The sequence below is a fragment of the Peribacillus psychrosaccharolyticus ATCC 23296 genome (assembly GCF_000305495.1).
GTDB classification, from domain to species: Bacteria; Bacillota; Bacilli; order Bacillales; family DSM-1321; genus Peribacillus; species Peribacillus psychrosaccharolyticus.
The window spans coordinates 1-13,626 of record NZ_AJTN02000033.1 but is presented as its reverse complement, the minus strand read 5'-3'; the positions used below and the strand labels follow the sequence as shown (position 1 = coordinate 13,626).

Here is a 13,626-nt window from a genome sequence, read left to right as displayed (position 1 = left end):
AGAGAAATTCAATTACATATATGTCGATACAGGTGCGATGTATCGGGCATTAACATATAAAGCATTACTCCAAGGTGTAAATGTGTCAGATGAGCTGGCATTGAAGCAGCTTTTAGAAATTACTGCAATAGAACTACAACCATCCGAAATAGGTCAGTTGGTCTACGTTGATGGAGAAAATGTGACTTCAGAAATACGTAATAATGAAGTTACAAGCACTGTTTCAGAAGTATCTAAACATCGTCTTGTTCGAGAAGAGATGGTCAGAAGACAGCAGGAGTTAGGCCGAAGCGGCGGCGTTGTAATGGATGGAAGAGACATCGGTACGCATGTGCTTCCTGATGCGGAAGTGAAAGTCTTCTTAATTGCCTCTGTAGATGAACGGGCACATCGCCGATATCAAGAAAATATGCAAAAAGGATTTTCTGCAGATATAGAGAAATTAAAAGAAGAAATCGCACTGCGTGATAAGCTGGATTCTGAGAGAGAGGTATCTCCTCTTAAGAAAGCAGCGGATGCAATAGAGATAGATACAACGTCTCTTACAATTGAACAAGTAGCAGAGAAAATTATTGTTCTGATTGAGGAAAGGAAAGAGCGCGCTTGAACTTTTACACTTTTGCAAAAAACGTGGTAAAGATTGGACTATCACCCGTTTATAGAATCAAAGCCAGCGGTAAAGAACATTTTCCGAAAGAAGGGGGAGTTCTCATTTGTGCGAATCACATAAATAATTTAGATCCGCTTGCAGTCGGAACTACCTCTCCAAGGGATATTCACTTTATGGCTAAGGAAGAATTGTTTCGAGCCCCTGTGTTAAAGGGTATAATGCCTAAAATCAATGCTTTTCCTGTTAAGCGCGGGTTAAGTGATAGGGAGGCGTTAAGAAAAGGATTAGCCATACTTAAGGATGACAGGGTTTTAGGTTTATTTCCTGAAGGAACCAGAAGCAAGAACGGGGAATTAGGCGAAGGTTTATCTGGAGCAGGTTTCTTTGCACTTCGCTCCCAAGCTCATATTGTTCCCTGTGCGGTTATTGGACCTTATTCGTTTCTCGGTAAAGTAAAAGTTGTCTACGGTAAACCAATAGACTTCCAGCCTTATCGTGACCAAAAGGTATCAGCAGATGTTGCAACAAAAGTCATTATGGCTGAAATTCAAAAACTTATTTCTGAAAATAAATAACCCTTCTTGCTTGACAATTACACCGTTTTATTAGAATTTAGTAAATAAGGGTATAATTCCGAATTATTAATTAATAGTGAAGCTAAGTTGTATTTAGGTCTTATACAACACTGTATAAGATGAAATCTGCACAGCAGTCATGGGTTAAGGAGGAGTTCGAAATGGCAGAAGACATGAATCAAGTGGAAGTAAACATCTTTGAGGTTGGCGACAAGGTTAAAGCTAAAGTATCAAAGGTGGAAGAGAAGCAAGTGATTGTAGATGTCGAGAATTCAAAAACAGACGGTATTATCCCAATCAGTGAGCTATCAAGTCTGCATGTGGAAAAAGCTTCAGACGCTGTTACAGAAGGTGACGAACTGGAACTGGAAGTAATCAAGGTTGAAGAAGAGGCATTAATTCTATCCAAACGCAAAATTGACGCTTATAAGGCTTGGGATCATCTTGAAGAAAAGTTCCAGTCAGGTGAAATCTTTGAAGCAGAAGTTAAAGATGTAGTAAAAGGCGGCTTAGTGGTGGACCTTGGTGTACGCGGATTTGTTCCTGCATCATTGGTTGAAGACTATTTTGTTGAAGACTTTGCTGATTATAAGGATCGAACACTTACATTTAAGATTGTTGAACTAGAAAAAGATAAAAATCGTTTAATCCTTTCTCATCGCGCTGTAGTTGAGGCTGAAAAAGAAAAACAAAAATCAAACGTGCTTGATACGATTGAAAGCGGACAAACAATTACAGGAACCGTTCAACGTATTACTGATTTTGGCGCATTTGTCGATATTGGCGGAGTAGATGGACTTGTTCATATTTCTCAGCTGTCACATGAACATGTGGACAAAGTTTCTGATGTAGTTAAAGAGGGAGACCAGGTTCAAGTAAAGGTTCTATCAATTGACCGAGATAATGAACGAATCTCTCTATCTATTAAAGAAACATTACCAGGACCATGGACAGAAATATCGGAAAAGGCATCTAAAGGTTCGATACTCGAAGGAACCGTACGCCGCTTAGTTACCTTCGGTGCATTCGTCGAGATTTTCCCAGGTGTAGAAGGACTGGTTCACATTTCTCAAATATCCCACAAACATATTGGCACCCCTCAAGAAGTACTAAAAGAAGGCCAATCTGTAAAAGTTAAAGTGCTGGATGTGAACGAAGCTGAACAGCGGCTATCCTTAAGCATTAAAGAACTCGAAGAAGCCGAATCCGCTTCATCATATGATTATGACATCCCCGAAGAAACAAAGGGATTCCAACTTGGTGAAATGATTGGTGACGCACTAAATAAACTAAAATAAGAGATACTCATAGTTCTTTAAAAAACAAGTTTCCTAGCGGAAACTTGTTTTTTTGTTTAGGGAGCTTAGCTGAAGGAACTGCAGCAAGGCAGAAATCCTAGGCTGAACAGAGAAAATGAATCCGCAAAACCAACAGAGTAGAGTAGGGTTTGTCCAAAAAGTGATCTAGCTACCAAAAAAGAGAAAGATACCCTATTTTCACAAGTACCAACCCCAAAAAAACCAGCTAAGTGGTGCCAAAACAGCAAGGAACGAATGCACCAAAAAAGGAGGCAGTCCGATTTGGACAGCCTCCTTTAGGTTTAGGAATTTCGTTTTCTCGCTTCTTCTGGTCCTTCAAGTCTGGTAGCTCCAGGATATTTTAGTGATTGGTCACGGTCAGATTCGACTCGGCGGCTTTCTTTAAGTTTTTTTCCTGACGATCTTTTCCCAATATGTCTCCCCCTTTCCTTTCTGTTATTTTCCCCTGTAATCTATATTTTTTATTCATCTGCCCATAGCGTGTTTAATCTTGTTTTAAAGGAGACATAATGTCTTTTAAAGGAGGTGAACGTTATGGATGGGTTGTTTTTTTATTGGATTATTTGGATGGGGTGGGTGGTCGTGGTGTTTTTTATGCCTAAATCGACTGTTCGGTCTCAGTTAATATGTCATATACTCATTTTGATTATTCTATCTGGATATGAGTTAGCTGTTTATCCTTACCGAGTAGGTTTGGGCGGTCTTTATTTGTTCATTTGTTTACTGATATACAATCGGAAATTGTCCTTCATTCATACGAGTTATTTTGTCTTTAAATTCTGTACAATTGGAATTGGGTATGCGGCATTTCAATTATTTGCTTTGCTGGATCCAATTATACTAATTTTTGAAGCTTCTTGGATGCAAGCAATTGCCATTAATTATACAGCGTTTTTGTTATTTAAAGACTGGAAGCAGCGGATTAGTGCCATCATAATTGGGATGGTGGTGGGTGATTGTGTATTTGCAGGCTTATTGGCTGTACACACCTTGCCTTACAAAAGTATTTCCCTTGAGTGGCTCGACAACGCGACGTTGTCTGCCACAGTTGGACTTGCCTGTATTGCTGCAGAACTGATTAGTAAGGTGCTCTATCAACAAACGCAAGCCAAATTTAATTCCTAATAAAAGGAATCGTGTGACATCATAATAAAAGTGTTTTTTAGACAATCATTGTTGATTGGTGGAAAATTTGATACTATATGATAGTTAGAGAGCTGGTAAATACATACCGAAGCCTAACTGCAGTTTCTGCAAATATGAAAATCAACAGTGCAATTTTTTAGTGGAGATAAATGCATTCATGGATTTCATGAGCTTTAAAGATATATGGAGTGGAAGGGTGAATACAATGCCAAAACCGGTAATTGCGATCGTCGGACGGCCTAACGTTGGAAAATCGACAATCTTCAACAGAATTGTTGGAGAAAGAATTTCTATCGTTGAAGATGTACCAGGCGTAACGAGAGACAGGATTTATAGTTCAGGAGAATGGTTAACGCATGACTTTAACATCATTGATACGGGTGGAATAGATATTGGTGATGAACCATTTCTTGAACAAATCCGTGCACAGGCTGAGATAGCTATTGATGAAGCGGATGTCATCATTTTTATGGTAAATGGCCGTGAAGGTGTGACTGGGGCTGATGACGAAGTTGCAAAAATTCTTTATAAGTCAAAAAAACCAGTAGTACTGGCTGTTAATAAAATTGATAATCTTGAAATGCGCGAACAAATTTATGATTTCTATGCACTTGGATTTGGAGATCCGTTCCCAATTTCAGGTTCACATGGTCTTGGCTTAGGAGACTTGCTTGACGAAGTGGCTAAGTATTTCCCGGATTTCGGCGGCCAGGATTATGATGATGATGTCATCAAGTTCAGTTTAATTGGAAGACCGAATGTTGGAAAATCTTCATTAGTTAATGCTTTGCTTGGAGAAGAGCGGGTAATTGTTAGTGAAATTGAAGGAACGACTCGTGACGCGATTGACTCCCCTTATAAATTTAATGGCAAAGAGTATGTCATTATTGATACGGCAGGGATGCGTAAAAAAGGGAAGGTATATGAGAGCACTGAAAAATACAGTGTACTTAGAGCCTTGCGTGCGATTGAACGCTCAGATGTTGTTCTTGTGGTATTAAATGCTGAAGAAGGCATTCGCGAACAAGATAAGAAAATTGCTGGGTATGCTCATGAAGCAGGCCGAGGAATTATTATTGTCGTTAATAAATGGGATGCATTAGAAAAAGATGATAAAACAATGAAGAAATTCGAAGAAGATATTCGAGCTCATTTCTTATTCTTGGACTATGCTAAAATCATTTACTTGTCTGCATTAACTAAGCAGCGTATCCATACGCTTCTTCCAGTAATTGATAAGGTTAGTGAAAGTCATGCTCTTCGTGTACAAACGAATATTCTTAACGAAGTGTTAATGGATGCCGTAGCGATGAACCCGACACCTACTCATAATGGTAGTCGTCTGAAAATTTACTACACCACTCAAGTAGCCATCAAACCGCCTACATTTGTTGTGTTTGTTAATGATCCAGAACTTCTGCACTTCTCTTATCAGAGATTTTTAGAAAATAGAATCCGTGATGCCTTTGAGTTTGATGGCACACCAATTCGTATTTTTGGACGTCAAAGAAAATAATGACATCTAGTTAGTCATCAAGAGATCGAAGGCTTTCTATGTTCTGAGGGATGGTTTGGATGCACTCAGTCCTGACTTCCTTCACCATAGAATAGTTACCTTTTAGAGAAAAGGTGGTTGAATATGACAAGAACAAAGCAAAAAGCAGCCGTAATTGGAGCAGGAAGCTGGGGTACTGCCTTAGCAATGGTTCTTGCAGACAATGGACATGAAGTGCGTTTATGGGGTCATAAGGAAGCACAGATTGAAGAAATCAATACCCATAGAACCAATCATAAATATCTTCCCGATATTAAGCTTCCACAAGGAATCACTGGGTATAGCTCATTAGACTCTGCTCTAAGGGATCTTGATATTATCATTTTGGCAGTACCGACCAAGGCAATTCGTGATGTTTTGAAGGATATTGAACAGGTCAGTCAACAGCCGCTTACGGTTGTCCATGTGTCAAAAGGAATTGAACCGGATTCCTTAATGCGGATTTCTGAAATGATTGAAGCTGACATGTCGAGCAGTATGCTGAAGGATTTAGTGGTCCTTTCTGGACCAAGCCATGCTGAGGAAGTGAGCTTGCGCCATCCCACAACGGTTGCTGTATCATCAAAAAATATGATTGCTGCTGAACGAATTCAAGATTTATTCATTAATCAATATTTCCGTGTTTATACGAATCCAGATATCGTTGGCGTGGAAATAGGCGGTGCCTTAAAAAATATCATTGCGTTAGCTTCAGGGATTACTGACGGATTAGGGTATGGAGATAATGCAAAAGCAGCTCTTATTACCCGTGGTCTTGCGGAAATTACCCGATTAGGCAGTGCCATGGGGGCAAATCCGTTAACTTTTTCAGGGTTGACAGGAATTGGCGATTTAATTGTAACCTGTACAAGCGTCCATTCTCGAAATTGGCGGGCGGGTAATTTGCTTGGTAAAGGACAAAAGCTTGACGAAGTACTTACGAATATGGGCATGGTGGTTGAAGGTGTTCGAACCACAAAGGCTGCTTATCAGCTTGCGCAAAAGTATGAAGTCGATATGCCGATTACGAATGCGCTTTACGGAGTATTGTTTGCTGGAAAAGATGTAAAGGATTCCGTTGATTTATTGATGAATCGAGATAAACGAAGTGAAATGGAAGATTTATTTAATATCATGGAAGAGCGGGAATCTGAATAATTTTGCGATTACTCTAAATCCAATTAAATAATGTGTGAAATATTTTTCTGAAAATAGGCATTTGCTGATACGCCTTTAGAGTAGAAAGCATACAATGCATCGAAAGTAAACTAGTAATCTAACTTGGAACTGGTGGGTTTAGTCAAATGGCAGAAGATATATCTACAGACATATCTTCTGCTTTTTTTACTTGAAGAATAGTCTGTTTTATCAAAATAGGACGAGCCCCCATAAACTAAAATGTGTAGTGGATGATACACTACGATAAAGGAGTAGGTTTTGTGACACCAGCATTGCAAAAAATGTGGATCTCTTTTATTGCTATGGGCTTTATGGCAATCTCCATTTTTTCTATTTACCTAAGCCGGTATAAATTAAGCGGTTTCTTCAAGGCTTTTATGGCGATCTTTGCATACATACTTATGATTATCGCTGGTTTAATCATCTTTGTAGTAGTATTTAGTGGACCAACCACTTAAGCGAGGCGAATTATATGAAACAAGTAAAATGGGCAGTTATTATTTTTTGTATTCCATTACTCCTAACAGGGTGTATGTATCCGGATAGTCAACTGAAAGAAAACCAAACCCCTTACAAAGAACAAATCCAATCGGTACAAAGTGCGGTTGATCAATTTCAAACGAACGGGGGCGGGATCCTGCCGATTATAACAAAAGAAGCCGAAACACCTATTTACCAAAAATACGTGGTGGATTTTAAAAAGATCGTACCAAGGTATATAGCTGAAGCTCCTCCTAATTCGTTTGACGCTGGAGGCATTTTTCAATATGTGCTCATTGATGTTGAAACCGATCCTACTGTCAAATTACTTGATGTAAGGATGGCTCAAGCCATTCAGGATTTGAATCTTCGGCTGACGAGTTATCGTCAGGCGAACGGTTATCCACCATACGGTGAGGTGCTTTCAGATGAAGTATTTACGCTTGATTATAAGAAACTGGGTCTAAAAGAAGCACCGACCGTGACTAGTCCTTATTCACAAAGACAATTATCGATTATTGTGAATAATAAAGCTGAATTATTCGTTGATTATACGCCAGATTTATACGATGCTCTCAAAGAGAAAAAAACATACCTTTAAAAAGGGTGAGGACATTCGGGAGATTTTAGTGGAAGAATCTGATTTTGTTCCGGCTTTTTCTTTGCCTTATACAATTGATGAATCTGAAAAACCAATATTCTTAGTAAAATAAGCATAATCCTTCTTCTGCACAATATAGTGTAGTAGAAGGATTTTTTTTATTCTTCTCCTACGCCTGAATTGATTGCGCAGATGATTAACTTATATAGATGAATGCACGGGGGGATGGACTAGAGGGCAAATAAAAGAGGAATATTTTTTTAGGACAACATCATAAACTAATAGTGTCCTAGATAAAGTAGTCAAGTGGATGGAAATCATCCCAAGACTTAAGAGCGGGAGGGGTTATATTGCTGGAGAAGGTAGATATTTTCAAAGATATTGCTGAACGGACGGGCGGCGACATCTACTTAGGTGTAGTCGGGGCAGTTCGTACTGGTAAATCCACATTTATTAAAAAGTTTATGGAGTTAGTTGTCATTCCGAATATGGATACTGAATCTGATCGTGCAAGAGCACAGGATGAATTGCCGCAAAGTGCCGCTGGGAGAACAATCATGACAACAGAGCCGAAGTTCGTCCCTAATCAGGCTGCAACGATAGAAGTGGCTGAAGGATTGAATGTAAATATACGTCTCGTTGATTGTGTTGGTTATACGGTGCCCGGCGCGAAAGGGTATGAAGACGAGAATGGTCCTAGAATGATTCATACGCCCTGGTATGAGGAACCAATCCCATTTCATGAGGCAGCTGAAATTGGCACCAGAAAGGTCATTCAGGATCATTCTACGCTGGGTGTAGTCGTCACGACGGATGGAACAATTGGGGAAATCCCACGAAAGGACTATATCGATGCAGAGGAAAGGGTTATATCTGAACTAAAAGAAGTAGGAAAGCCCTTTATCATCATCATAAATTCAGTCCAGCCTCATCATCCGGATACGGCCGCACTTCGGGAAAGCCTTCAAGAGAAATATGATATCCCTGTAATCGCGATGAGTATTGAAAGTATGCGCGAAGGGGATGTACTTAATGTTTTAAGAGAAGCATTATATGAATTCCCTGTACTTGAAGTAAACGTTAATCTGCCAAGTTGGGTAATGGTACTTAGAGAAGACCATTGGCTTCGGGAAAGCTATCAGGAAGCCGTTAAAGTAACCGTAAAGGATATAAAGCGCCTTCGTGATGTCGATCGGGTTGTAGGAAATTTTAATGAATTTGAATTTATTGATCATGCAAGCCTAGCCGGTATGGAAATGGGGCAGGGAATCGCTGAAATTGATTTGTTTGCTCCAGATGAACTGTATGATGATATTCTTAAAGAAATTGTTGGTGTAGAAATAAGAGGGAAAGATCATCTTCTCGCTTTGATGCAGGATTTTGCGTATGCAAAGGCCGAGTATGATCAGGTATCAGATGCGCTGAAAATGGTGAAGCAAACTGGATATGGAGTAGCGGCTCCTACACTTAATGATATGAGCTTGGATGAACCAGAAATCATCAGGCAGGGGTCAAGGTTCGGTGTCCGTTTAAAGGCGGTTGCACCCTCTATTCATATGATTAAAGTAGATGTTGAGTCTGAATTTGCACCAATAATCGGTACAGAGAAGCAAAGTGAAGAACTTGTCCGTTATTTAATGCAGGATTTTGATGATGATCCATTGTCCATTTGGAATTCGGAAATCTTCGGCAGGAATTTAAGTTCCATTGTGAGAGAAGGTATTCAGGCAAAGTTATCACTTATGCCTGAAAATGCCCGCTATAAACTAAAAGAAACGTTAGAAAGAATCATCAATGAGGGTTCTGGCGGTCTCATTGCCATTATTCTTTAAGACCTGCAGGCTGTTGAGAAAACCTCGACAGCTTTTTCTTTTTATTTATCATTTCTATAATTTGGGTAATATAACATATATTTTGTTCTTAATTAAGAATTAAAGTCTTATGTGTTGCGAAATTTAAGATGTTCGAGTAGGATAGAAAAGTCCTCGAAAACCTTGATTTATCGCTTTTTAAAGAGGTTTAAGATTTCTTTAATAGGGAAAGAATTGAGTGTATAAAGTCAAAAAGTATAGATTATGCATTTTTTTATGAAAAGATTCCCATTATTTTTGTATTTTTCTTGCTAAGGTAACGGGTTCTATGATAATCTACTTACAGAAAACGCAATGTAGAAGCCATTCCAGCCTGAATGTACATATTTTTTCAGACAAGCTTCGATCAATTTCTGGTTTGTGATTTTTAGAATAAATCAATGGCCGATAGAAATTGGTGACAAGAGTAACAAATCACTATTATACAGTGTTTGTAATATTGATTTTTTATAAATATCCTTTTGGGAGGAGGTGAATGGCATGAACAAAACAGAACTAATTAACTCAGTTGCAGAAGCAGGCGAACTTTCTAAGAAAGACGCTACGAAAGCCGTTGATGCTGTTTTTGATACAATCTTAGACGCTTTAAAAAGCGGTGATAAAGTACAATTGATCGGTTTTGGTAACTTCGAAGTTCGCGAACGTGCAGCACGTAAAGGCCGCAACCCGCAAACTGGCGACGAAATCGAAATCGCTGCAAGCAAAGTACCTGCATTCAAACCAGGTAAAGCACTTAAAGATGCTGTGAAGTAAGTACATATCGGTACTTTAAGGGTAAAAAGGGACCACATTGTGGTCCCTTTTTTTGCTTACTATTTTCGTTCTGTGCTAATATAGTATACAGTTAAAACGAAAGATTCAGCAGCATCTTAATATGCTGCTATTAGTGCTGATACGTATTATTACTTATGATATTAGGGGGAAATAAAATGGCAAATGTTGATCATGCCAAAATTGAAGAAGCAGTAAAAATGATTTTAGAAGCAGTAGGAGAAGACCCGGATCGTGAAGGTCTTTTAGATACGCCCAAACGTGTGGCGAGAATGTATGAAGAAATTTTTGCAGGTCTGCATCAGGATCCAAAGCAATATTTTGAAACAATTTTTGGAGAAGAACATGAAGAAATGGTCCTTGTGAAGGACATTACATTCCATTCAGTCTGTGAACACCATCTTGTTCCGTTTTATGGAAAAGCTCATGTTGCTTATATTCCGAAAAACGGTAAGGTTACGGGTTTAAGCAAGCTGGCTCGTGCGGTGGAAGCCATTTCTAAACGTCCACAGCTTCAGGAACGGATAACGAGTACGATTGCGAATTCTATCATGGAAAGCTTAGAGCCGCATGGTGTGATGGTGGTCGTTGAAGCGGAACATATGTGTATGACGATGAGAGGCGTGAAGAAACCTGGTGCACAGACGGTAACCTCAGCAGTAAGAGGAGTTTTTGCTGAAGATTATCGTACTAGATCAGAGGTACTGGCTTTTATTAAAGGGTAATAGGAAACATACGCTGCAGGAGTGATAATTATGGATGAGAAATCAGTAAACGATTTTATCGTAATAAAAGCGTTCGAAGACAGTGTCAATGTAATCGGACTGACCAGAGGAACAGATACTAAATTCCATCACGCTGAAAAGCTGGATGCGGGTGAAGTGATGATTGCTCAGTTCACTGAGCATACATCAGCCATTAAAGTACGTGGGCATGCGATGATCTATACGCCGTATGGTGAAGTGGAAAGTGAGTCCAAACAGCCTAAGATCGATAAATAGGATATGCACTCTTGCAGAAAATGGATGTCTAAAAGAAATTGTACTGTTTTTATGGTTCCATCGATAAAGGTATAGGTAAATTAGAGCATTCTTCTTTTATCTTATAGGTTTTATGATATAATGATGTTTGGTTTTAGACGGAGAAAAATGCTTTAAATTAAATTATCTTTTGGGGATGCAAGGGTGATTCCATGTTAAACATAAATAATACAGTGATTGAATTAAAGGAAAGTATTAAATCAAAAGCTTATCATCCCTATCTTCAAAAAATTCTTGATGAGCCGAAAATAGATGAAGATAAACTGCTGTTATTAGCGGGCCTTTTTAATGAATTAGAAAAATCGTCTGAAGAGATTCATACAGATATGCTTTCTACTATGATGGTACAGGTCGCTCTTGATACGCATGAGTTAGTTACGGTTTCCTCAAAGGAAATTGAATCAGGGGATGAATTGAAAAATCGTCAGCTGAACGTATTGGCTGGGGATTATTTCAGCGGTCTTTATTATCAGCTGCTGGCAACGACCGGGAATGTTATCTTAATTAAGATTCTTTCAAGCGGCATTAAAGAAATCAATGAACATAAAATTTTGCTTTATCAAAAATCCTTTACGGATGAAGATATGCTGGTTTCAAGTTTAAAGACTATTGAGTCGTCGTTAATTCAAAAGCTTGCTGAATACTTTGCAAAGCCAGAATGGATGGAGCTTGCAGGAGCCGTGCTGTTATTAAACAGACTGCATCTGGAAAAAATGCAATATAAAGCAGGAGGGCAATCTCTTGTGTTTGATGCGTTAGCAGAAATAAACTTCCCACAACAAAAAGAGTTAACCCGCATTGAATTAAACTACCTTTCAACAAAAATGGACAAGTGTATTATGGATGCACAACATATGACAAAAAAGGCCGCAGTGAAGCTTTCTTCCCAGAATGGTTTCGTCCAGCACTGGATTAATACAATTCTTGATGAAACAGCCATTAAAGCCAATTCATTTGTGGAAGAAGGGTAAACTATGGGACAATCTAAAGAAGAAAAAGTCCATCATGTTTTTGAAAAAATATATGGAAACTACGATAAAATGAATTCGTTAATCAGCTTCAAACAGCATATCAAATGGCGTTCAGCAACGATGGCGAAGATGAACATTCCACGCGGAGCAAAAGCCTTGGATTTATGCTGCGGTACAGCTGATTGGACAATTGCAATGGCTGAACAAGCAGGGCCGGAAGCGGAAATTTACGGTCTTGATTTCAGTAAAAATATGTTGAAAATCGGCGAAGAGAAAGTTAATAAGCTGAATTTAAAGCAAGTCACGCTGCTGCATGGAAATGCTATGGAGCTGCCTTTTGAGGACAACAGCTTTGATTACGTAACCATAGGTTTTGGACTGCGAAATGTTCCGGATTATATGCAAGTATTAAGGGAAATGAATCGAGTATTAAAGCCTGGGGGTATGGCGGTATGCCTTGAAACCTCTCAACCAACGATGCCGGTCTTTAAGCAAGGATACCAGCTTTATTTCCGTTTTGTGATGCCGGTATTCGGGAAGTTATTTGCTAAGAGTTTTAAAGAGTATTCATGGCTTCAAGAATCTGCTCGTGACTTTCCAGGTATGAAGCAATTAGAAGAAATGTTTAAGGCTGCTGGATTTAAGAATGTCAGCTATAAGGCGCACACGTTCGGAGTTGCGGCTTCTCATTATGGCACTAAATCAAATTAGCAAAAATGTTAGCATATACAAAGCTGGGTGGAATGTATGAAACTTAAAATGTTGTATTCTTTCTTGAATACGGATCTGCAATTAATTGAAAAAGAATTAGAAGCAGCTATACAGGCTGAATCTCCAGTTCTAAGAGAAGCATCGCTGCATTTACTGCAATCCGGGGGAAAACGAATTCGCCCAGTTTTTGTATTGCTGGCTGCTCAGTTTGGCAACTATGATATTCATGTAGTGAAGAATGCTGCTGTCACACTTGAACTGATTCATACTGCCTCTCTTGTTCATGATGATGTTGTTGATGACTCTGATTTACGTCGGGGTTCGGCAACGATCAAGTCAAAATGGGATAATCGTGTAGCTATGTATACAGGGGATTATATGTTTGCTAGAGCCCTGGAGGTTATGGCAAGGATTGAAGATCCATTGGCACACAAAATTCTAGCACGAACAATGGTAGAACTGTGCCTAGGTGAAATTGAGCAGATCAAAGATAAGTTTGATTTTGACCAAACTTGGCGCACTTATTTTCGACGCATTAAACGGAAGACAGCTCTTCTAATTGCTTCGAGCTGTCAACTTGGTGCACTAACTGCAGGTACCAGTGCAGACATTCATCAGAGATTATTTCGATTTGGCTATTATGTAGGAATGTCCTATCAAATCACGGATGATATTCTGGATTTCACTGCTTCAGAAAAGGAGCTTGGAAAACCTGCAGGAAGCGACTTACGTCAAGGTAATATCACGTTGCCTGTATTAATTGCTATGCAGGATCCAAAGTTGAAAGCACTAGTTAAGACGGTGCATGAGCAGATATC

15 protein-coding genes and 1 pseudogene are annotated in these 13,626 nt (G+C 39.1%); 15 read left to right on the top strand and 1 reads right to left on the bottom strand.

Annotated elements, in window-relative coordinates:
* From cmk to rpsA, 3 genes are all read left to right on the top strand, one after another.
* The coding region (gene cmk / locus WYK_RS04030; RefSeq protein WP_040373316.1) for a (d)CMP kinase at positions 1 to 607 on the top strand (607 nt) is incomplete at its 5' end.
* On the top strand, positions 604 to 1,185 hold the full coding sequence (locus tag WYK_RS04025) for a lysophospholipid acyltransferase family protein (protein WP_040373313.1): 582 nt from the start codon (positions 604 to 606) through the stop codon (positions 1,183 to 1,185). The genes cmk and WYK_RS04025, both read left to right, overlap by 4 nt.
* 161 nt (positions 1,186 to 1,346) lie before the next feature.
* A complete protein-coding gene (gene rpsA, locus WYK_RS04020; protein ID WP_040373312.1) occupies positions 1,347 to 2,483 on the top strand; it encodes a 30S ribosomal protein S1 in 1,137 nt (378 codons plus the stop codon).
* 302 nt (positions 2,484 to 2,785) lie between these two features.
* Here the strand turns inward: rpsA and WYK_RS23695 are convergent, their stop codons facing one another.
* Entirely contained in the window at positions 2,786 to 2,917 is a 132-nt protein-coding gene (locus WYK_RS23695) for a YpzI family protein (RefSeq protein ID WP_081704750.1), read from the bottom strand.
* A 121-nt stretch (positions 2,918 to 3,038) separates the two neighbouring features.
* Between WYK_RS23695 and WYK_RS04015 the strand changes: the two genes are divergently transcribed.
* The 12 genes and pseudogenes from WYK_RS04015 to WYK_RS03960 form a co-directional block, all read left to right on the top strand.
* On the top strand, positions 3,039 to 3,629 hold the full coding sequence (locus WYK_RS04015) for a YphA family membrane protein (protein WP_040373311.1): 591 nt from the start codon (positions 3,039 to 3,041) through the stop codon (positions 3,627 to 3,629).
* 226 nt (positions 3,630 to 3,855) lie between these two features.
* Positions 3,856 to 5,166 (top strand): ribosome biogenesis GTPase Der, encoded by a 1,311-nt coding sequence (gene der, locus WYK_RS04010; RefSeq protein ID WP_040373315.1) that lies wholly within the window; start codon positions 3,856 to 3,858, stop codon positions 5,164 to 5,166.
* Positions 5,167 to 5,289: 123 nt separating this feature from the next.
* On the top strand, positions 5,290 to 6,342 hold the full coding sequence (locus tag WYK_RS04005) for an NAD(P)H-dependent glycerol-3-phosphate dehydrogenase (protein ID WP_040373310.1): 1,053 nt from the start codon (positions 5,290 to 5,292) through the stop codon (positions 6,340 to 6,342).
* 281 nt (positions 6,343 to 6,623) lie between these two features.
* A complete protein-coding gene (locus tag WYK_RS04000) occupies positions 6,624 to 6,821 on the top strand; it encodes a DUF2768 domain-containing protein (protein ID WP_040373309.1) in 198 nt (65 codons plus the stop codon).
* A gap of 14 nt (positions 6,822 to 6,835) precedes the next feature.
* Positions 6,836 to 7,556, top strand: a pseudogene (locus tag WYK_RS03995) (hypothetical protein).
* Positions 7,557 to 7,797: 241 nt separating this feature from the next.
* The gene (spoIVA, locus tag WYK_RS03990) at positions 7,798 to 9,276 is read left to right on the top strand and encodes a stage IV sporulation protein A (RefSeq protein WP_040373314.1); all 1,479 of its coding nucleotides are present in this window, start codon (positions 7,798 to 7,800) and stop codon (positions 9,274 to 9,276) included.
* A 519-nt stretch (positions 9,277 to 9,795) separates the two neighbouring features.
* Complete coding sequence (locus tag WYK_RS03985) at positions 9,796 to 10,068, top strand: HU family DNA-binding protein (RefSeq protein WP_040373308.1); 273 nt, start codon at positions 9,796 to 9,798, stop codon at positions 10,066 to 10,068.
* Positions 10,069 to 10,244: 176 nt separating this feature from the next.
* Positions 10,245 to 10,811: a GTP cyclohydrolase I FolE gene (folE, locus tag WYK_RS03980; protein WP_040373307.1), complete on the top strand. Its 567-nt coding sequence runs from the start codon at positions 10,245 to 10,247 to the stop codon at positions 10,809 to 10,811.
* A 30-nt stretch (positions 10,812 to 10,841) separates the two neighbouring features.
* On the top strand, positions 10,842 to 11,087 hold the full coding sequence (mtrB, locus tag WYK_RS03975; protein ID WP_040373306.1) for a trp RNA-binding attenuation protein MtrB: 246 nt from the start codon (positions 10,842 to 10,844) through the stop codon (positions 11,085 to 11,087).
* Between the two features lie 191 nt (positions 11,088 to 11,278).
* Positions 11,279 to 12,097, top strand: a complete 819-nt coding sequence (locus tag WYK_RS03970) for a heptaprenyl diphosphate synthase component 1 (RefSeq protein WP_040373305.1) — start codon at positions 11,279 to 11,281, stop codon at positions 12,095 to 12,097.
* A gap of 3 nt (positions 12,098 to 12,100) precedes the next feature.
* Positions 12,101 to 12,808 carry a demethylmenaquinone methyltransferase gene (locus WYK_RS03965; RefSeq protein WP_040373304.1) on the top strand — a complete coding sequence of 236 codons (708 nt, stop codon included), beginning with the start codon at positions 12,101 to 12,103 and terminating at the stop codon, positions 12,806 to 12,808.
* Positions 12,809 to 12,844: 36 nt separating this feature from the next.
* Positions 12,845 to 13,626 (top strand): polyprenyl synthetase family protein (locus WYK_RS03960; RefSeq protein ID WP_040373303.1); only part of this gene is annotated, 782 nt, incomplete at its 3' end.